Here is a 19,909-nt window from a genome sequence, read left to right on the forward strand (position 1 = left end):
TCTGAACGTCCAGAATTAACAGCTGCGCGTATTGTTGTTTCAGGCGGTCGTGGTGTTGGTTCAGGTGAAAACTATCACACTGTTCTTGATCCATTAGCGGACAAGCTTGGTGCTGCGCAAGGCGCATCTCGTGCAGCTGTTGATGCTGGTTTCGTACCAAACGATATGCAAGTGGGTCAAACAGGTAAAATTGTTGCTCCTGACTTGTACATCGCTGTAGGTATCTCAGGTGCGATTCAGCACTTGGCAGGTATGAAGGAATCTAAAGTGATCGTTGCGATCAACAAAGACGAAGAAGCGCCAATTAACTCAGTAGCTGATTACTGGTTAGTAGGTGACTTGAACACTGTAGTTCCAGAATTAGTATCTAAAATCTAATTTCTGAACACAGTTCAAGACGCTCCTAAGCTTATGGTTTAGGGGCGTTTTTATTGTTTGAAGAATTAGTAGGTCTTCTTGGTTATGTTTAATCGATTAATTATACGTAAATGTACATATATAAATTGCAGTTAGATGTTTCATGCTTATGGGGGGGAGTGGATTCTTAATTTAGTACTTCAATATTCATACGATGTGATTTCTTATTATTGGTATTAGACACTACTGTAGCGTAAGCTAAACGTATGTTGAAACTTAAATGGTAAGTAAGCAGGCGCAATCGCTTGGTAATAGGATGGAGATAAATAAATTATAAAAATACAAAGATTTAAAATAAAATAATAAAAATTTATCCTTCAAGTTTGAATCTTAAACTTAAAGCAAGCTTAAAGGATTGTATATTTTGTGTTAACATTGCTTTTTTATTGAACTTGCCTTTTAGGCGGAGTCTCCCTTTGAAATTTGATTTTCAGTTACCAGTCAGTGTATTGGTGCTGATGATCTGCTGTTTACTTTTTCCTGTTTTACAAAGTATCTCTTTTCCTTTATTTGATGGAATGACTGTTACAGCAGTTGAATCGGTCCAAGCATTCTTATTGCTGTTTTTTGCGATTTATACTTTTTTCTATATTCGACCACTTGAAATGCAAGATGGAAAGAAACAATTTTGGTTGTGGGCTGTTGCATGGTGGTTGTTGCTATTTGGTCGTAGTATTAGTTGGGGGCGTGACTATTTTCCTGATGTGCCTAAACCATATTTTCGTTTAATTTCGGTATTCATGATTGCACCAGTCGTCTTTATGCTATTTTCGCCTTATTTGCGTCAAGAAATTGTACATAAACTAAAAACCTTGGCTTTGCCAATTTGGCCATTAGGCTTGGTGATATTGGGCTTATTTATTTCTGATGCAGTTGAGCATAGTCGAAGTCTTAGTTTTTTATTTTTGTACGATTTGGCTTATAAAGATTTCATCGAAGAAGTTTATGAATTTCCGCTTATTTTTGGTTTGTTTCTAACAGCATACCCATGGTTGCAGCATGATCATGTGCCTCAAGAATTAGAGGTCATGCAATATCATAAAGAGTGATTTTTATCACATTTATGGGTCTAAATTTGAAGCTTCGAAAAGAAATATTTTGAACATTAAACAACCTCTATTCGTAGAGGTTTTTTTCACAGTAAATAAAATCAAAATGCTTAAAATAAATACAAAAAATCATGGTTCTAGTGCAAGATGATTGGCACAAAAATCAGGGTTTTTATGCTATACTGTCCGACTTGATTTTTGATATTGGTTCAGTGTTTTTTGAACTAATTTTTACAGATTTACGATATATAAATGCGGGCAGAATTCTGCTTGTATAACAAGGAGTATGCATGAGCGTATCGGAAATTAGACCGATTGCCATTGAGGATGAACTGAAGAGCTCATATCTCGATTATGCAATGAGCGTGATTGTGTCACGTGCGTTGCCAGATGTCCGAGATGGTCTCAAACCTGTTCACCGTCGTGTGCTTTTTGCAATGCACGAATTGGGCAATGACTACAACAAAGCTTACAAAAAGTCTGCCCGTGTAGTCGGTGACGTCATCGGTAAATATCACCCACATGGTGACTCAGCTGTATACGAAACCATTGTTCGTATGGCTCAAGATTTCAGCTTACGCTATCAATTGGTTGATGGTCAGGGTAACTTCGGTTCTGTCGATGGTGACAGTGCAGCAGCAATGCGTTATACCGAAGTTCGTATGCGTAAATTAACCCACGAACTTTTAGCGGATCTTGAGAAAGATACCGTAGAGTGGGAAGACAACTACGACGGTTCTGAACGTATTCCACAAGTCATGCCAACACGTGTGCCTAACTTGTTGATTAACGGTGTAGCTGGTATTGCTGTAGGTATGGCAACGAACATGGCTCCGCATAATATGACAGAAGTCATTAATGCATGTCTTGCTTATGCCAACGATCCGCATATCAGCATTGAAGGGTTAATGGAACACATTTCTGGTCCAGATTTCCCTACAGGCGGCATCATTTACGGTAAATCAGGCATTGTCGATGCGTACCGTACTGGTAAAGGCCGTTTGCATATCCGTGGTAAATATCACATTGAAGAAGACCAAAAATCGGGCCGTAGCACGATTGTCTTCACTGAAATTCCTTATCAAGTTAACAAAGCAAAAACCATTGAACGTATTGCTGAGTTGGTTAAAGAGAAAAAACTTGAAGGTATTTCTGAACTTCGTGATGAATCAGATAAAGAAGGGATGCGTATTGCAATTGACTTGAAGCGTGGTGAAAACGCCGAAGTGATTGTAAATAACCTATTCCAAAATACCCAATTAGAAAATTCATTCAGCATTAACATGGTCTGCCTCGATAATGGTCAGCCTAAGTTAATGAACTTGAAAGATATTATTGCAGCGTTTATCCGTCACCGTCAGGAAGTGGTTACACGCCGTACCATGTTCGAATTGCGTAAAGCACGTGAACGTGGACATATCTTAGAAGGTTTGACGGTTGCACTCGCAAATATCGATGCGATCATTGAAACCATCAAAACATCTGCAAACCCAAGCGAAGCACGCGAACGTTTACAAGCGGGCGAGTGGGCAGGCGGTGGTGTTGTTGCATTGCTTGAAAAAGCGGGTGCGGTATCTGTCCGACCAGATGAAATTGAAGGCGAAGATCCAGCACGTCCATTTGGTTTAACAGGTGATATTTATCGTCTGTCTCCAACCCAAGTAGGTGCGATCTTAGAACTTCGTTTACATCGCTTAACTGGTCTAGAACAAGACAAGTTACAAGCTGAATATACAGAAATTCTAGGTCAAATTGCTGAATACACTGCAATTTTGAACGATTTCAACTTGTTGATGAACGTGATTAAAGAGGAATTGGCTTTAATCCTTCAACAATATGGCGATGCACGTCGTACCGATATCGTGGAATCACGTATCGACTTCTCTCGTGAAGATTTAATCCCTGAAGAGCAAATGGTACTAACTGTTTCTAAATCAGGCTATGCAAAAACTCAACCATTGTCAGACTACGCTGCACAGCGTCGTGGTGGACGTGGTAAGTCTGCAACTTCAATGAAAGAAGACGATTACATCCAACATTTGATCGTGACTTCAAACCACGCAACAGTGCTTTGCTTTACCAATGTAGGTAAAGTTTATCGTCTGAAAGTATATGAAGTACCTCAAGCATCTCGTGGTGCGAAAGGTCGTCCAATGGTGAACTTATTGCCATTAGATGAAAACGAGACCATCACCGCTATTTTACCAGTGGTCGATGCGCCGAAGAAATTTAAAGAACGTTTGGCTGACTTTAAAGCATTTGTAAAAGCCAATAGTGCACAGTTACAAACTAATGAAGTGATTAATAGTCATTTTGCTGGTTTAGAAGCTGCACTTGCTGAGACTGAAGACGGTGCAGATGACTTGTCTGATGCATTACGTGTTCAATTGAAACAGTTGGGCTTAGAGCTTTCTACCACTGATCTTGATGATGAGATCATCAATGACTTCGCACAACAAGCTGAAGCGGTTCGTAAAAACTTCTATGTATTCATGGCGACTGAATACGGTACGATTAAACGTGTTGAACTAGAACAATTCTCGAATGTTCGTTCAAACGGTCTACGCGCGATTGAACTCAATGGTGATGACACCTTAATCGGTGTTGCAATTACCGACGGCGAACAACAAATCATGTTGTTCTCAAACGAAGGTAAAGCCATTCGTTTTGCAGAAACTGACGTGCGTTCAATGGGCCGTTCTGCCAAAGGTGTTCGTGGTATGCGCGTGACCATTGGTGCAGCAGCTCAAGCTGAAGACGCTGAGGATGCGGATGTCGAGTCGGATGATGAAGATACCTCTGATTCAGCTCTTATTAGTCGTATTGTGTCATTGGTGGTTGTTCCGGAAACCGGTGAAGTACTTTGTGCTTCAGCTAATGGTTATGGTAAACGTACACCAGTAGATGACTTCCCAACCAAGAAACGTGGCGGTAAAGGTGTTATTGCAATTAAAACATCTGAACGTAACGGCGAACTCGTTGGTGCGGTAGCGATTGATGCGTCTAAAGAGCTAATGTTAATTTCAGATGGTGGTACGTTGGTTCGTACACGTGCGTCTGAAGTGGCACAAACAGGTCGTAATGCTCAAGGTGTTCGTTTGATCCGTTTAGGTGAAAGCGAGATCTTAGTCGGTGTTGTGGCGATCGAAGCAGTTGAAGAAGACGAAACTTTTGAAGAAGTGGAAGCAATCGAAACTGAGCAGCTTGTAGATGATTCAACAATTATTGATCAAAATGACAATGAATCAGATCTCAATGAGCCTGAAGAAGACTAATTGAAGATTGAGAAAAGAGGGCGCTACGGCGTCCTTTTTTATAGACAGATAATTTTAGATTGATGAGTACAATATGAAATTAAAATATTTTGCAATGGCTTCACTTATTGGGCTTGGCGGCTGTGACCAAATTGGCCAAAAAGCATTAAATGCAATACCAGACCCAAGTGTTGAACAGACTGAAGTAGCCCAAGCTGCCTATGATCAATTACGTGAAGGCAATTTTGATAAGCTGTACACTTACTTTGAACCAGAACTCAAAGCGAAGTTTGAACAGAATGAAAAAGAGCTGCGTAAATTTGCACGAGGTATTCCGAAACAAGATTACTCACGTAAAAATATAGTGGCTAAGCACATTGAAAAATCGACTGAAAAGCCGTCTTTATATACAGTTACTTATGAGTACGGTTATACCAATAAAAACCTTGTACAGTATGATGTAAGTTTTGATAAACCCGCAGGAAGTAACAAAATTCGAGATTTTAATATTTCAGTTTTTGGCGAAAAAAATAAATAAAGTTTGGAAAAATAAAACAAAGCTGTAAAAAAGGACGCCGAAGCGTCCTTTTTTATGACATAAAATTAAGCGGCATCTTTTAGATTAGCAGCATAATTTTTTTGTTTTTCAGTATCAAATTGGCCTTCCCATTTACTGATCACCAGTACCGCAAGCGCGTTACCAATCACATTTAGTACAGTACGTGCCATATCTAAAATACGGTCAATACCTGCAATAAATGCAAGACCTTCAAGAGGAATACCGACACTGCCGAGAGTTGCTAGCAAGACCACGAAAGAAACGCCAGGTACACCTGCAATCCCTTTAGAGGTAATCATCAAGGTCAGTACTAGAATCACTTGTTGAGTGATTGTCAGATCGATCCCGTAAAGCTGAGCAATAAAGATAGCCGCAATACTTTGATATAGGGTCGAACCATCGAGGTTAAATGAATAGCCAATTGGAATCACGAAACTGGTAATCGGTTTCGGAGCACCGTAAGCTTCCATTTTTTCCATAATACGGGGTAGGACAGTCTCAGAACTTGCAGTTGAATATGCGAGAATCAATTCATCTTTTAAGATCTTGATAATGGCCCAAACACTGAAGCCACAGAATTTGGCAACTGCACCTAATACGATGAAAATAAAGAAGAAGATTGCACCATAAACTAAAACTGCGAGCTTAAGCAGTGGTACAAGAGAGCTGAAGCCGAAATTCGCAACAGTCGCTGCAATCAAGCCGAATACACCAATAGGTGCAAACATCATGATCATGTGAGTAACTTTAAACATCGTTTCAGAAACAGCGGTCAACACTTTAATTAAAGGTTGTTTTACTTCTTGATCAAGCGCACCTAAACCTACACCAAACATCACAGAGAAAAAAATGATTGGGAGCATTTGACCACTCGTCAAAGCTGCAAAAAAGTTAGATGGAATAAGTGAAAGTATTGTTTGAATCAAACCATGAGAATGTTCACTGACTTCATGTGTTGTTTCTTGATACTTTGAAATATCGACTTGCGTCAATGCAGACATATCAATGCCGGCACCAGGTTGGAATACGTTGGCTGCAACTAAACCGACTAAAATAGCAACAGTGGTAATGATTTCAAAATAAATAATCGTTTTGAAACCTAGTTTACCTAAGTTGCTACCGTGACTTGTATTGGCAATACCTAAAATAAGCATCGACACAACAAGCGGAATAACGATCATCTTAATGAGGTTAATAAAAATTGAGCCCAAAGGCGTCAAAAAGTTATTAACTAAAGCATCACGATATTCAGGAGAATAGTGTAGGAAAGCACCAACAAGTATACCTAGAATGAGAGCAATCACGATTTGCCAGGCAAGGCTCACCTTAATCTTTTTCATACATCAGCTCTTATGTCAGATTTGGGAGAAAAAAGCCCACAGTCATCCACGAACAAATGTTGCAGACAGACTGAGTCCGCCATGACAAAAAGTTCTGAATAATTTGGGAGATAAATACGACAATATTTTGCAGTTTATATGAGAATACAGCCATCGATTTTGATCAAAACCAAACTGTTTGATCGATAAATTATCATTTTTAGTTGTATAAGCGATTCGATTGTTAAATTTAATTTATAAAACGAATAAAATTGAGTTATTAATAAACACTTCACAAAATCTCTGATTTGCCTAGAAAGATCGAAAAACTAAATGTGAGCTTGTATTTTTCATTTTTATATAGAAGTTTGCTTTATACTTGTGAGGCAGATAAATCAGTGAAAAATCTATAAATCATACAGATTATCCGAACTAAATTTTAACTTTATATATTTTAATAATAACCAGAGGGCTTTTACGGTGTTGAAAAAATTACTCGTCATCATCACTTTAATCTTACCTATAACGGCTTGTGAAAAAATTGGCGATTTCTTGATTGCAAAATTCGAATCAAGCCTACCAAGTGAGACAAGCTCACAGCGTACCAAGTCAGAAAAATTATTCGCAGCACTACACCAACCCCATCAAGACAGCTTTTTGGCATTGGTTGAAGAAAATGTTCGTGATGCGATGCTAGCAGATCCAGAGCTGTTTTCACGTATGAAAAAGCTGATTCCTGCAGGTCAACCTAGCGCTGAGGCGGAAGTGATTCAGCGAATGGCAAATACTCGGCTGGGAGAAGGTGAGACCACAACGATTGTGTATAAGTATGATTATCCGCAAAAAGAACTGTATATGAGTGTGGTCTTTGCAGGTCATGATGGGGACGATAAAGTGAAAGGATTCTGGCTTGAAAACACTGCAGAAAAAGAATCTGATGATTTGGTTACTGAGATCACTTCAGATGCAGATGATTTTGATATTCAAGTGGATGAGGCATCGACTGTGACGCCAACAGCATACAGTTAATTGGCGACAGAAAGCATTAAAATTTCAGACATGCTAAGAAGCAAAGCGTTCGAGTCTATGATGAATAGGTTTGAACGCATTTCGCTTGAGACCAGACATGTCTTACAGCACAAACAGTTTTATCTTTTGGCAAACTTTAAACGCCAGACAGCAAGACATAAAAAAATCAGTCCAATACTTGTGAGGTAAAGCAGTTTTGGGATGACGATTACTGTAGGCACACCCATCTGATTGAGTTGAAGGAACATTTGAATGCCTTGGGTCGAAGGTAATGCTTGAGCGAGTATTTGCATCCATTTAGGCATAGCTGCATGCGGCCATGCCGTTCCCGAAAGTAGAAATAGCGGAATAGAACTAAAAACGATGACATGTCCTGCACGTTCTGGCAGGTCAAGAAAGGTGGCGAGATAGAGCGTCATCGCAATAATACAACTGAGGAAGATGGGTACAGCAATGAACATGCCCCACAAATTTCCACCCCGTGGATAGTCATTCAGCCAAAAGGTAAAACCAAATAAATAGAAGCACCCCAAAGTTCCAATGGTCAAAATACACAAGAAAATGCCAGCTAATTGTGTATAGCTTGGACGCCATGTGGTGTTTTGTCGATAGGTCGCAATAAGCATGCACAGACCCAATAAAATCGTCTGATGAATAATTAAGGGAGCAACCGCTGGGAAAATATAGCTGCCATAGCCTGAAAGTGGATTAAATAATGGAATCTTATGGATAGACAAAGCAGGGCTAAAATCAGATATGTTCTGGAATTTTTCTGCATATTCGACGAGGGCATTTTCCATAGAACTGGCTAAACCTAAGCCAATTTTTTGAGTCTTTAGAAAGTTTGCAGCACTGAGATATAAACCAATTCCACCGGTTTCACCACGGCGAATGCTATTTGAAAGATTACTCGGCAACAGTAAAATCCCGTCAGCTTGCTGACTTCGGAGCATATTTTCAGCTTCCGCAAAATTACCAGTCACAGCTCGAATTTCTACATTGGGACTATTGGCTACAGCACCAATAATCGTATTGGTGAGTATGCTTTGTTCCTCATCCACCACAATAATGGGGAGCGATTCTGCGTGTTCCGCTTGATAAGCAATGGGATAAAAAAAACTGTAAAGAAAAACAGAAAGCACTAAGGTGGTAAAAATCGAACTGTGCTTCACAATATCTTTAAAGGTTTGAATATAGTGTCTGAGCAAATTTGATAGAAATGACACGATTACATTCATATGACTTGCTCCTTTAGTACTTTACGTAAAAAGAAGCTGGCAAGAACAAAATAGAACAGACAGTATATGATCAGGGTGACAAGCGGTGTGATTGAAATGGAGATTGGGCTACCAATGACCCATTGTTCTGTTTGTAATTTGGCATAAGGCGTATAGGGAATAATATTGGCCCAGAATTTTGTAAACATCGGCGCGTTATTCAGCGGCAATGTCACCCCTGCAAAACTCAGTGATGAGCCACCATATACCGCTATAAAACCAAATGACTTGGTGAGATCACGTGTCGCCAAAACTACAGTAGAGCTGATAAAGGCATAGGCTGTATAAAAAAACAATTGCCCGAGCAAAATGAGCAATAATGAACCCTGAACAAACCAACCTCGAAACGCGATTAGCCACAACATCCACGCCCATGTCCAAGCGGTAAAAATGAAAACATAACTGAGATTTTTAGCGATTAAAGCTTGAAAGATAGAACTTGGATTCACCCATTGATTTACAGTGCCATATTTGATTTCTTGACCAACCGAAAATGCTACACAGCAACACAGTAATAAATGCAGAATCGCAGGAATCATATAAGGCTCTAAATAGAACTCATAATTTAAACCCGGATTATATAAGGGTGAAATTTTAACATTGGGCGTCGGTGCATCGAGGTAGGGGATGGTATTTTGTAAATAGTGATGACCACTAAAATCGGCCATGGCTTGCAGTGTACTCAGTAACATGGCTGATGAAATACTATTGCCGACACTAAAATAGCTTTGGTTATAGGCAATGCTGATTTCTGCATCTTTTGCTTGAACCAGTCGTTGCTCTGCGCCAGCAGGAATATGAATATAGCCCCAAATGTGGGTTTGATTTATCAGCTTTTCAGCATCGTCCATACTAGGTGTAATGGTGGCTACTTTTAACGTATGGTTGAGCTGCGCAAAATGAGTAATGTTACGGCTTAAACTGCTTTGATCTTGGTCTATGATCGCGATGGGTAAATGATCTGGTTTGCCTTGAGCAAACATATTAGTAAAGAGCAAAATCACAAGGGCAGGGGCAAGTGTGACCATAGACAAGTCCCATTTATGCTGCATCAAATAGCGAAACTCACGCAGAATGCCCCTAAACATTATTTACGCTCTTCAATTTTAAACAAAACGCTCATACCCACTTTTAAGTCAGCAATCGGTTGAGCGGGTTTCAGTTGGACTTTAAAACTACGAATGTCATAGCCGCCCGTTTGCCGCGTGGTTTTAATCGTTGCAAATTCACCTTCGGCTTCGATGTGATCAATTTTAAAATCGGCAGATTTGTTCAGTGCGGGTATAAATCCATGCATGGTCTTGAGTTGATACACTTGAGCATACTGGTCTTCACGGACATTTAAGCTAATCCATAAGCTATCATCTTGAATCAGGCTTACAACGGGCACACCCATCGCAACTAATTCTGAAACTTTGCCATAGGTTTTTGAAATGGTGCCATTGGAGGGTGCAAACAATTTGGTTTCAGCCTCAAGTGCATTGGCTTCAGCCAACGCGGCTTGCGCAATCTTGACTTGGGCATCTGCCGAGCTTTGTTGTTGCGGTGTACTGCCACGTTTTGCACGCGCATATTGTTGATAAGACGCTTCTGTCATTTGTGCAGCAGACACTGCGGCAGCTTGCATTTCATCACGGCGTTGTCGTGAAATCACACCTTCTTTATAGAGGTTTTGACCACGTTGGTAGGTGGTTTGCGCCAATTGTTGCTGTGCTTTTAGACTTTGCCAATTGGCATATAAACTATCAATATTTTCTTGTTGAGAGCCACGTTCAGCTGTGGATTGCAGTGCTTGCGCAGATTGGAGTGCAGCTAAAGCCTGTTGTTTTTTTGCATCGACTTCAGGGCTTGTTAAACGAACCAGTGCTTGACCTGCTTGTACTTTTTCACCGTCATGCACATATATTTCTTCGATACGGCTAGGTACTTTGGTACTAATGTGAATGGTTTCAGCCTCCACTCGACCTTGTAATTCAACCTGCTTGGGCTGATAACTTTTCCATAGACCAAATGCAATCAATGCCAAAAGTAGTATCAATATAATGCCAACGGCAATTTTTATCAGTATAGATTTCTTATGTTGGTGTTTTGATGGGGAGAAAGAGTGGTCTTGCTCTAGAGACGTTGAATTAACAGATTCTGTCGGCTTTTTATCCATCGCGATTTCGTCTTGCGTATTACTGTTTTCCATAACAGGCTTTGGTACAACCGTATCATTTGTTGATGTAACAGATGATTTATCCTCAGTTGAGGTGTCTTTTGGTTGATCAGTTGAATCCTGATTCATGTGCATTTCCCCAGTCTAAGTTTAACGGATGTAATCGGTGTGTGATTGATTGATATAGCTTTGGAACTGGTCAATGCTCCCGTGACTTTGTAGCAATGTTGCAAGTGACATCACGTATTTATAAGCATTAAGCGCCATTTCACTTTGTAGCCCGTTCAATGCATTTTGTGCATCAATGACTTGTGTGGCCGTACCCATATCTTCTTTAAACGAAAGCTGTTGGATTCTTAAATTTTCTTGTGCGGCTTTAAGATTTTGCTGCAACAACAGGTGACTTTGCTGAGCGCTGGTGACTTCATTAAAAGAGCTATAAATCAGACTTTCAATTTCTTGTTTGGTACGTTCAGTCATTAACTCAGAAGCATAGCGTTGAAGTTCAGCAGCTTGTACGGATTTGTTTTTATCAACACCTGAAAATAAGTTGTAGCGAGCGGCAACACCAACGATCCAGTTTTGTTTATCGTCAAGACTATATTCACCAAAGGCAAAGACGTTGGGTTTTTTTGCTGCGCTTTGGGCTTTCACATTGGCACCAGCCAATTGACTGTCCAATTGCATTTTACGCACCAAACTAGACTGATCCTGATAACTTTTTAGTAAGGCGGTTATATTTTGATTGTTTTGGTGATTGATAAATAATGGCGTTGAAAGATCAGTAATTTGGCTGCTTTGCATTAAGTTGTTTAACTTAAATAAGCTAGAGCGAAAATTCGCTTCAGTATTTTGAAAAGTTCTGAGTGCATTATTCTTCGCCACTTCAAATTGCATACGCTGGCCTTTGCTAATAAAACCCTGTTGTTCCATTTTGAGCGCATTGGCATAGTGTTGTTGCATCGCATTTAAATTGAAGCGGCTGCTTTCGACTAATTTTTTTTGTAATTGAGCATTGAAGTAGGCTTGGATTAATTCAAAACGTTGCACATCTTGTTGTTGTTCACTGCTTATCGCGCTGCGTTTGGCTTGGATATTGGCAATTTCCTTGGCGCTAGACGTTAACCCACCGGTATACAGCGGCATCATTACGGAAACGGTAGGGCGGATCACTTGATCATCTAAGACCACTTGGGAAGAATCTGGAATTAATCCGACACCATCACGGATTGGCTGTTGCAGACTGTCTTTTAATGGGTCTGCCAAATCACTCGGTAAGCTTTCATCAATTTTATTATTAATGCCATTACTCAGCGTTTGTTCTAAGTTGTTTTTTAAGGCGCCGAGAGGAATATCGAGTTCATTATGAAAGGCATAGGCACGGACGTTTAAATCCACACGAGGTAAACCAAGGCCTTTAATGGCCTGAGCTTGAAGTTCGGCAGATTGTTGTAGCGCTTGGTTGGCCTGAGTACTATACGAACTAGTGAGTAGACTTTGTTCTGCTTGGCTATAACTGATACTTTGCGCAAGTACCGTGGGGCTAAAAAAGCCACTGAAACAACCAAGGCCAAGCAGTAAACCTGAACGAAATGTATGTTTAATTTTTATAGAATAATCTGTTCGAGGTAAAGGCATAAAAATACACTCACAGCTAGGATGGGTTCATTATAGTCATTGTGATGAAGTTGGGTAAATTCACTAAGTTGTTGTATTGTTTCATATACATATGTAAATAAATTTTATCTTTGTAGCGCACATCATTTTTCTCACATCAAGACCTTAAATTAGCATCAATTCAAGGTATAAAAAATATCAGTAAATCTAATAATTTGAATTAATAAGAATTAATTTTGATCTTTATTGAAATTTTGACTTCAAATGTCAGACAGCATTGGAATATTTTCAGCTTTAACTACTGCAAGCACGCGTCAGATATGGTTAAATGCCATCATTTTATTGTGTTTCACTTTGAAAGGAAAACTCATGCGCGCGTACAACTTCTGTGCTGGTCCTGCTGCATTACCCACTGCCGTTTTAGAAAAAGCTCAAGCTGAAATGCTTGACTGGCAAGGCAAAGGCCTTTCGATCATGGAAATGAGCCACCGTAGTAAAGACTATGTTGCTGTGGCAGAGAAAGCAGAAGCTGATCTTCGTAAGCTGATGAATATTCCAGACAACTATAAAGTGTTATTCCTTCAAGGTGGCGCATCACTTCAATTCTCTGCGATCCCATTAAACCTATTGGGTAAAAACAGCAAAGCAGACTATATCCACACGGGTATTTGGTCTGAAAAAGCGTTGAAAGAAGCACAGCGTTATGGCGACATTAATGTCGTTGAAGCGGGTACGAGCATTGACGGTAAACTTGCGATTACTGATCAAAGCACTTGGAACTTATCTGATGATGCGGCTTATGTGCATTATGCGGATAATGAAACCATTGGTGGTCTTCAGTTTGCCAACATTCCTGAAACAGACAAACCATTGGTTGCCGATTTTTCATCAAGCATTTTATCTGCACCATTAGACGTATCTAAGTTCGGTTTAATCTATGCAGGCGCTCAGAAAAATATTGGTCCTGCTGGTTTAACTTTGGTGATTATTCGTGATGATTTATTGGATCAGGCGAAAGCAGATATTCCAAGTATCTTGAAATATTCAGCTCAAGCAAAAAATGGTTCAATGGTGAATACACCATCAACCTATGCATGGTACTTATCTGGCCTTGTTTTTGAGTGGTTACTTGAGCAGGGTGGTGTAGACGCAATTTATAAAGCGAATATGGCAAAAGCTGAATTGCTTTATGGTTATATCGATTCAAGCGATTTCTATGCGAACCCAATTGCAAAAGAATTCCGTTCAATCATGAACGTACCATTTACTTTGGCGAACCCAGAATTGGAAAAACAATTCTTGAAAGAAGCTGAAGAAAACCACTTGCTGAATTTAGCCGGTCACCGTTCAGTGGGTGGTATGCGTGCAAGTATTTATAATGCTGTTCCACTTGAAGGCGTTCAAGCACTTGTTAACTTTATGGATGACTTTGCGAAACGCAACGCATAATTGTAAAGGCATAAAAAAACCGGCAAATGCCGGTTTTTTTATTGAATAGATTAAAAAATAAAAGTATGTAAAACGTATGCACAAATCAGCATACCTAACATAAAAAATAAGCAGGACATTGGCTCGATTTGATATCGAGATTCCATGTGATGGTCAACTTGCGATAAGTTTTCTTCTTGCACGACTTTCATAGATATTCTTTCCGATCTATTTATCGTTAATTACTATTTCTTAAACGCATTTTTAACATAATTATTTGATTAAATAAAGTACTATCTGCCGTAAACTTACTAAACTATTTAGTTTATTTAAAAATAAGCAACTGAATTGATAAATTTAGTTTCATAAATTTCCTATCTTATTTATTTATATTAGATTTTTATATTTTACCCTTTGTAGATGGATTTATTTAGCAGCATTATTTTGAATTTAATATTGTGGATAAGTTATTTTAATTTGAATTTAAAAATAGAATATATTGACTGGTTTATGGATAAGAAATATTCAATCATTTAAATATTCAGCGAATACACATGATTAGCGAGAAATAAAAAAAACCGCACTGAGGCGGCTTTTTTTTATGTGAAATTGGTTTTTTCAATTTAAATTAGGCTGATTTTGCGTAAATATTGGCTTGTATCCACAGGTTGCCACGAATATATTGCCCAACATTGAAATCTTTATGCGCCGGATTTCTTGTTGCAACACGAACAATCACCGCTTCTTGGTTTTCTTCGTGGATTAAGGTCACATCATACAGCGTATAGTCTTGCTCTTTAAATTGCATGGCAGTTTTGCCAACAATATGCCCTTGGAACCATGCTTCGTCTTCTTGTCCGAGGTTTTCACCATATAGGTATGCAACCATTTTAGAAAAATCGACGGTGACTGGTGCTTTGTCATCTTCAGACTTTGGTTGCCACGCTTTAATCTGTTCGTGTAAGTCTGCAGGGGCAATACCATTATTTGCTGCCAAGATATCGTTTAAAGCACGATGATGTTTAATCGACGCGGGATCATCGACGACCAATTGTTCATGTTCTGCGACAGCTTCGAGTTCATAGGCCCAAGCATTGAGTTGCACACTGTAGGTTGCATCTTTTTCATATTGGTCGTGATTGACGCTATATAAACTATCAAAAGCATACACACTGGTATTTGCGCCTAAGTCGAGGCAAAGCACAGCTTGCGTATTGGATTTACAGGTAATAATTCGCTCAATAGTTGCTTTGGTTTTATATGGACTATCAAAGCTTGGAAAAGCCGTTTTTACCGCTTTAGGTTTATTATTTTCAACAGCAATGACCTGACACAATTGAATACTGGCTTTGGCAGGCCCTTGAATGAGCCATGAAGAAGCATCCATATCACTTTCTTGTGCACATAAGCCCATTGGCATGATTGGCGCATCGAGTGCCTGTCCTAACCATACCGGCACATCTGTCGCTGGGTTACTGGTAAGTAAATTCCAATGTTCAACATGACTACCAAAAGTTTGATCTTCAATAGTGATAATTTCAGGGCTATTTTGTTTTTTCATATGCACAATTGATATTGGGTTGGTTTCATAGTTAATAAATCGAGGGTTATTTGAAATTTTCAAGTCACCGACGTCATATTTATCATGAAATCATGCATAAAAAATGTTTTCAGTAGGATTTAAATGTAAAAGCATTGGAAAATAAGCCCAAGTTGGAGTCATTTTGCAGCTTTTCGATTCTCATGATTAGAGAAATGTAGATCCATTCAGCGGATGCAGATCCCCAAATTGTCATGTAGATTTGTTACTATGGGCCATGTTTAAAAGTGAATGGAAAATCAGTGCTGCCATTTAAATTATGGGTGGATGCAGATGCGTTACCACGCATTTTACGTGATGTAATTATTCGTGCTTCTGATCGTTACCAGTTAGAAGTCACTTTTGTCGCCAATCAAAATGTTGGGATAACGCCTTCGGTGCGAATTAACTCGATTCAAGTCATGAGTGGGGCAGATGCAGCGGATAAAGAAATTATTCAGCGCATGAAAGAGCACGACATCGTGATGACACAGGATATTCCACTTGCTGCTGAAGTGATTGAGCGGGGCGGTATAGCGATACATCCTCGGGGTGAGATTTATACCACAGCAAATGTCAAAGCACGTCTACACTTACGCGACTTTATGGATACTTTACGGGGCGCAGGTGTGCAAACCGGTGGTCCAGCCCCGATTTCAGAACGTGATAAGCGCGAATTTTCTAGTAGCTTAGATCAAACCATTCAAAAGCAAAAACGTAAAACGGCGCAGAAGTAAAAACCATGCCATCTAAAACAAATCTAGCGACGACCTATGCGTTGTTGGTGTTCATTTGGTCGACCACGCCACTTGCCATCGTTTGGAGTGTCAGTGATATCAATGCGTTTTGGGCACTGACATTACGCTTTTTTATCGCATTACCCTTGGCTGTCGCATTATTGTTTATTTTTAAACATAAACTTCCGATGGATAAAACCTCCCTGCACAGTTATTTGGCGGGGGCATTTAGTTTTATTGGTTCTCAGATTTTTACCTATATGGCAACGGCCTATCTCAGCTCAGGCATTATTGCCCTGATGTTTGGTTTGGCGCCAATTATGACGGGTCTGATCGGTCGTTTCTTCTTTCATACCTATCTGCATCGCTTGCAATGGATGGGGATGTTGATTGCCGTCTGTGGTTTAGCCATTATTTGCTTAGGCGGCAGTGATCAGCACGTACAGCCTGTTGGCATCGTCTTAATGTTAATGAGCGTATTCGTCTACTGTATGTCGATTTTTTGGGTGAAAAAAGTCAATGCGCCATTGCAGCCCATGTCTCAAGCCACGGGTTCGATTCTTATCTCAGCACTATTTTCTGCTGCAATGCTACCGTTTATTTGGCAGTATGCACCGACACAGATGCCTTCGACCAAAGCACTCATTGGCTTATTTTATGCAGTGATTATGGCTTCATTGATTGCAATGTTTTGTTATTTCAAACTGGTACAAAACATCAAGGCGACAACTTTGTCTTTAACAACGGTACTCACACCCATGCTTGCTATGCTCTTTGGTGCTTTACTGAATGATGAAAAATTATCATTGATGGTTTTACTTGGTGCTGTGATTCTATTATCAGGCTTGTTTGTTTATTTTTATAAAGATTTTCGGGCGAACAGAGAGCTCGCCCACAAATTAAAACATTGATTAAAAATCACTCTTTGTTTTGGGTCAGTGCGATACACTCTGCAAGTTTGACGCGGTCTTGAGGGAGCAGTGTGATAAAATAGGCACCCGTACGGTATAAGTTGCTTTCTTCTTCACGGCTATAAACCACTTGCGCAGTTGCCGCAATATGGAAGAAATTTTCAGGGTGGCTTAAGGTCACATGGATATAAGTACCTTCTTTAATCGCGCGTTCGCTAAAAAAGCTCAGACCGGTCTCGGAAAAATTCACATGCTCAGGCACTGGTAACATGCTTTGTACAATTGCGTCGTATAAAGAACCCGTAATAAGGTTTAACTTTTGGTTAAATAAGGATAAGATTCGAGCAATTTGTTGATCTTTCTCAGCTAATTGTTCTAATTCGAAGTTGAGTGCATGATCAAATTGATCTAATTCAGCAAGTAGTAGAAAATAGCGCGGCAATACAAAATTAGGATCGTAAGGATCATTCAGTGCAACATCATCAGAGATAATCTGATAGTTGATGCGCAAAGCAGCATCGATACGCGACATTACACGGCGTTCAGTTTGAACGCTTTGATGCTGTAAGTTTTCCATAATATATATTACCTCGGACTAGATGGTTATGTTTAAACCAATCTCGCTGTATATAGGGTTGAGATACACTCGCGCTCGGCGCAGTAACCACTTTATTTCTTTTATTGCTCTGGTATCCATGATCGGCCTCACGCTTGGTGTGGCAGTCCTTATTACAGTTTTATCTGTGATGAATGGTTTCGATCGTGAGCTGAAAACTCGTGTCTTAGGAATGATACCTCAAGCCACTGTTTCTTCAACACAAATTTTAACAAATTGGCCTGAACTTGCAAAAAAAATTGAGCAGCATGAGCATGTTCAAGGGGTCGCACCATTCACCCAATTACAGGGAATGTTGACGGCACAAGGTCAAGTGTCTGGCATTATGGTCAGTGGGATTGAACCGCAGTATGAAAAAAAGGTATCAATTATCCAAGACCATATGGTGGAAGGCAGTATCGATAACCTGAAAAAAGGTGAATTTGGTATTGTCCTTGGCAAGCAAATGACAGATGCCTTGGGTTTAGGTTTGAATGACAGTGTGACCTTGGTGCTTCCTGAAGCAACACCTTCTCCGGCTGGGGTCGTTCCGCGTTTTAAACGATTTAAAATTGTGGGTATTTTCAGTATTGGTGCAGAAGTTGATTCGATGATGGGCTATGTGGCTCTGAACGATGCAGCGACTTTATTAAGACTGCCAGATGGTGCGCAAGGCATCCGTATGAAGTTGGATGATATTTTTGCAGCGCCACAAGTGTCTCAAGAAATTGTGCGTGATTTACCTGCAAACTTCTATGCTTCTGACTGGACATATACACACGGCAACCTATTTAGTGCGATTCAAATGGAAAAGGCAATGGTAAGTTTATTGCTGTTCCTGATTGTATTGGTTGCAGCATTTAATATCGTGTCTTCATTGGTGATGGTGGTCACTGATAAAAAATCCGATATTGCCATTTTGCGTACTCTAGGTGCTTCACCGGCTACAATCACGCGGATCTTTATGGTGCAAGGTACAGTGATTGGGGTGATTGGTACGGTGTCTGGGGCAATTTTAGGGATTATTGCTGCATCTAGTATTAGTAATTTAGTTGGTTGGTTAAATACTACACTGGGCTTAAATATGTTTGATGCTTACTTCATCAACTATTTACCGTCTTATTTAAGATGGCAAGATGTTGTGGTGATTGTGTCCTTATCATTGGGTCTTAGCTTTATCGCGACTATTTATCCGGCTTTACGTGCAGCTAAAGTTCAACCTGCAGAGGCTCTACGCTATGAGTAATTTAGTTTTAGATGCCCAAAACATTACCAAATCTTTTACTGATGGTAAGTCTACAGTCGATGTAATTCGCGGACTTTCATTACAAGTCAAAGCAGGTGAGTTTGTTTCAATTGTTGGTTCAAGTGGCTCTGGTAAAAGTACGTTATTGCATGTATTGGGTGGCTTGGATCGTCCAACATCGGGTCAAGTGTTGATTAATGGTCAACGCTTTGACACTTTAGGTGAAGCAGAGCGTGGTTATATCCGCAATGAGCATTTAGGTTTTGTGTATCAATTCCATCACTTGTTGCCTGAATTTACCGCGTTTGAAAATGTGGCAATGCCATTGATGTTACGTAAGTCGAGTAACTTCAAAGAAGTGAAGCAGCAAGCTGAATATCTTTTGGAACGCGTTGGACTTTCCCACCGCATGACGCACAAACCGGGTGAGCTTTCAGGCGGTGAACGTCAACGTGTGGCTTTGGCTCGTGCATTGGTAGCAAGACCTAAGTTGATGATGGCTGATGAGCCAACAGGGAACTTAGACCGCAAAACCGCTGTGAAGATTTTTGAGTTGCTGTCTGAGTTACGTAAAGAATTTAACATGGCAATGCTAATTGTGACCCATGATGAATATTTAGCTCAATCTGCTGATGCGATTTTGCATATGCAAGATGGTTTATGGGTAGATGACTAAGCGCTAAATTGATTTTGTAAAAAAAAATTAGTGGATTAAGATTGTTTGATTGAAGCTC

General features: G+C 39.9%; 17 protein-coding genes. 10 read left to right on the forward strand and 7 right to left on the reverse strand.

Annotated elements, in window-relative coordinates:
• The 4 genes from M5F03_RS07100 to M5F03_RS07115 all read left to right on the forward strand — a co-directional run.
• On the forward strand, window positions 1-378 hold a 378-nt coding region (locus M5F03_RS07100; protein WP_249707700.1), incomplete at its 5' end, for an FAD-binding protein.
• A 455-nt stretch (window positions 379-833) separates the two neighbouring features.
• Window positions 834-1,466 (forward strand): hypothetical protein, encoded by a 633-nt coding sequence (locus M5F03_RS07105; RefSeq protein WP_249707702.1) that lies wholly within the window; start codon window positions 834-836, stop codon window positions 1,464-1,466.
• A gap of 290 nt (window positions 1,467-1,756) precedes the next feature.
• Window positions 1,757-4,741 (forward strand): DNA gyrase subunit A, encoded by a 2,985-nt coding sequence (gene gyrA, locus M5F03_RS07110; protein WP_249707717.1) that lies wholly within the window; start codon window positions 1,757-1,759, stop codon window positions 4,739-4,741.
• Between the two features lie 73 nt (window positions 4,742-4,814).
• A complete protein-coding gene (locus M5F03_RS07115) occupies window positions 4,815-5,258 on the forward strand; it encodes a DUF3887 domain-containing protein (RefSeq protein WP_249707719.1) in 444 nt (147 codons plus the stop codon).
• 65 nt (window positions 5,259-5,323) lie between these two features.
• Here the strand turns inward: M5F03_RS07115 and gltP are convergent, their stop codons facing one another.
• Complete coding sequence (gene gltP / locus M5F03_RS07120) at window positions 5,324-6,619, reverse strand: glutamate/aspartate:proton symporter GltP (protein WP_078190399.1); 1,296 nt, start codon at window positions 6,617-6,619, stop codon at window positions 5,324-5,326.
• 459 nt (window positions 6,620-7,078) lie between these two features.
• On the opposite strand from gltP, the gene M5F03_RS07125 reads away from it, so the two are divergent.
• Window positions 7,079-7,627, forward strand: coding sequence for a hypothetical protein (locus tag M5F03_RS07125; RefSeq protein ID WP_249707728.1), 549 nt, complete (start codon window positions 7,079-7,081; stop codon window positions 7,625-7,627).
• A gap of 119 nt (window positions 7,628-7,746) precedes the next feature.
• Here M5F03_RS07125 and M5F03_RS07130 read toward each other — a convergent pair whose 3' ends face one another.
• The 4 genes from M5F03_RS07130 to M5F03_RS07145 are packed head-to-tail and all read right to left on the reverse strand — an operon-like array spanning window position 7,747 to window position 12,700.
• Window positions 7,747-8,865 (reverse strand): ABC transporter permease, encoded by a 1,119-nt coding sequence (locus M5F03_RS07130; RefSeq protein ID WP_249707730.1) that lies wholly within the window; start codon window positions 8,863-8,865, stop codon window positions 7,747-7,749.
• Complete coding sequence (locus M5F03_RS07135) at window positions 8,862-9,992, reverse strand: ABC transporter permease (RefSeq protein WP_249707731.1); 1,131 nt, start codon at window positions 9,990-9,992, stop codon at window positions 8,862-8,864. The genes M5F03_RS07130 and M5F03_RS07135 overlap by 4 nt, the downstream gene beginning before the upstream one ends.
• A complete protein-coding gene (locus M5F03_RS07140; protein WP_372491129.1) occupies window positions 9,992-11,191 on the reverse strand; it encodes an HlyD family secretion protein in 1,200 nt (399 codons plus the stop codon). The genes M5F03_RS07135 and M5F03_RS07140 overlap by 1 nt, the downstream gene beginning before the upstream one ends.
• 21 nt (window positions 11,192-11,212) lie before the next feature.
• Window positions 11,213-12,700 carry a TolC family protein gene (locus M5F03_RS07145; RefSeq protein WP_249707742.1) on the reverse strand — a complete coding sequence of 496 codons (1,488 nt, stop codon included), beginning with the start codon at window positions 12,698-12,700 and terminating at the stop codon, window positions 11,213-11,215.
• Window positions 12,701-13,048: 348 nt separating this feature from the next.
• On the opposite strand from M5F03_RS07145, the gene serC reads away from it, so the two are divergent.
• Complete coding sequence (gene serC / locus M5F03_RS07150; protein WP_078190394.1) at window positions 13,049-14,128, forward strand: 3-phosphoserine/phosphohydroxythreonine transaminase; 1,080 nt, start codon at window positions 13,049-13,051, stop codon at window positions 14,126-14,128.
• 607 nt (window positions 14,129-14,735) lie between these two features.
• On the opposite strand, the gene M5F03_RS07155 is transcribed toward serC, so the two are convergent.
• Entirely contained in the window at window positions 14,736-15,668 is a 933-nt protein-coding gene (locus M5F03_RS07155) for a hypothetical protein (protein WP_078192057.1), read from the reverse strand.
• A gap of 266 nt (window positions 15,669-15,934) precedes the next feature.
• On the opposite strand from M5F03_RS07155, the gene M5F03_RS07160 reads away from it, so the two are divergent.
• Both M5F03_RS07160 and M5F03_RS07165 read left to right on the forward strand, forming a co-directional pair.
• Window positions 15,935-16,423, forward strand: coding sequence for a YaiI/YqxD family protein (locus M5F03_RS07160; RefSeq protein WP_372491130.1), 489 nt, complete (start codon window positions 15,935-15,937; stop codon window positions 16,421-16,423).
• Window positions 16,424-16,428: 5 nt separating this feature from the next.
• On the forward strand, window positions 16,429-17,334 hold the full coding sequence (locus tag M5F03_RS07165) for a DMT family transporter (RefSeq protein ID WP_111883935.1): 906 nt from the start codon (window positions 16,429-16,431) through the stop codon (window positions 17,332-17,334).
• Between the two features lie 7 nt (window positions 17,335-17,341).
• Here the strand turns inward: M5F03_RS07165 and M5F03_RS07170 are convergent, their stop codons facing one another.
• Window positions 17,342-17,911, reverse strand: a complete 570-nt coding sequence (locus M5F03_RS07170; protein WP_249707750.1) for a PilZ domain-containing protein — start codon at window positions 17,909-17,911, stop codon at window positions 17,342-17,344.
• Window positions 17,912-17,939: 28 nt separating this feature from the next.
• Between M5F03_RS07170 and M5F03_RS07175 the strand changes: the two genes are divergently transcribed.
• The gene (locus M5F03_RS07175; protein WP_180023318.1) at window positions 17,940-19,175 is read left to right on the forward strand and encodes a lipoprotein-releasing ABC transporter permease subunit; all 1,236 of its coding nucleotides are present in this window, start codon (window positions 17,940-17,942) and stop codon (window positions 19,173-19,175) included.
• The gene (lolD, locus tag M5F03_RS07180) at window positions 19,168-19,851 is read left to right on the forward strand and encodes a lipoprotein-releasing ABC transporter ATP-binding protein LolD (protein WP_078192053.1); all 684 of its coding nucleotides are present in this window, start codon (window positions 19,168-19,170) and stop codon (window positions 19,849-19,851) included. Before M5F03_RS07175 ends, lolD begins: the two co-directional genes overlap by 8 nt.
• Window positions 19,852-19,909: the final 58 nt, after the last annotated feature.

Source organism: Acinetobacter amyesii, assembly GCF_023499985.1.
GTDB classification, from domain to species: domain Bacteria; phylum Pseudomonadota; class Gammaproteobacteria; order Pseudomonadales; family Moraxellaceae; genus Acinetobacter; species Acinetobacter amyesii.

Coding starts and splice junctions, on each gene's coding strand:
- gyrA (WP_249707717.1), top strand. CDS start 1,757: ATGAGCGTATCGGAAATTAGACCGATTGCCATTGAGGATGAACTGAAG.
- M5F03_RS07115 (WP_249707719.1), top strand. CDS start 4,815: ATGAAATTAAAATATTTTGCAATGGCTTCACTTATTGGGCTTGGCGGC.
- gltP (WP_078190399.1), bottom strand. CDS start 6,619: ATGAAAAAGATTAAGGTGAGCCTTGCCTGGCAAATCGTGATTGCTCTC.
- M5F03_RS07130 (WP_249707730.1), bottom strand. CDS start 8,865: ATGAATGTAATCGTGTCATTTCTATCAAATTTGCTCAGACACTATATT.
- M5F03_RS07135 (WP_249707731.1), bottom strand. CDS start 9,992: ATGTTTAGGGGCATTCTGCGTGAGTTTCGCTATTTGATGCAGCATAAA.
- M5F03_RS07140 (WP_372491129.1), bottom strand. CDS start 11,191: ATGAATCAGGATTCAACTGATCAACCAAAAGACACCTCAACTGAGGAT.
- M5F03_RS07145 (WP_249707742.1), bottom strand. CDS start 12,700: ATGCCTTTACCTCGAACAGATTATTCTATAAAAATTAAACATACATTT.
- serC (WP_078190394.1), top strand. CDS start 13,049: ATGCGCGCGTACAACTTCTGTGCTGGTCCTGCTGCATTACCCACTGCC.
- M5F03_RS07155 (WP_078192057.1), bottom strand. CDS start 15,668: ATGAAAAAACAAAATAGCCCTGAAATTATCACTATTGAAGATCAAACT.
- M5F03_RS07165 (WP_111883935.1), top strand. CDS start 16,429: ATGCCATCTAAAACAAATCTAGCGACGACCTATGCGTTGTTGGTGTTC.
- M5F03_RS07170 (WP_249707750.1), bottom strand. CDS start 17,911: ATGGAAAACTTACAGCATCAAAGCGTTCAAACTGAACGCCGTGTAATG.
- M5F03_RS07175 (WP_180023318.1), top strand. CDS start 17,940: ATGTTTAAACCAATCTCGCTGTATATAGGGTTGAGATACACTCGCGCT.
- lolD (WP_078192053.1), top strand. CDS start 19,168: ATGAGTAATTTAGTTTTAGATGCCCAAAACATTACCAAATCTTTTACT.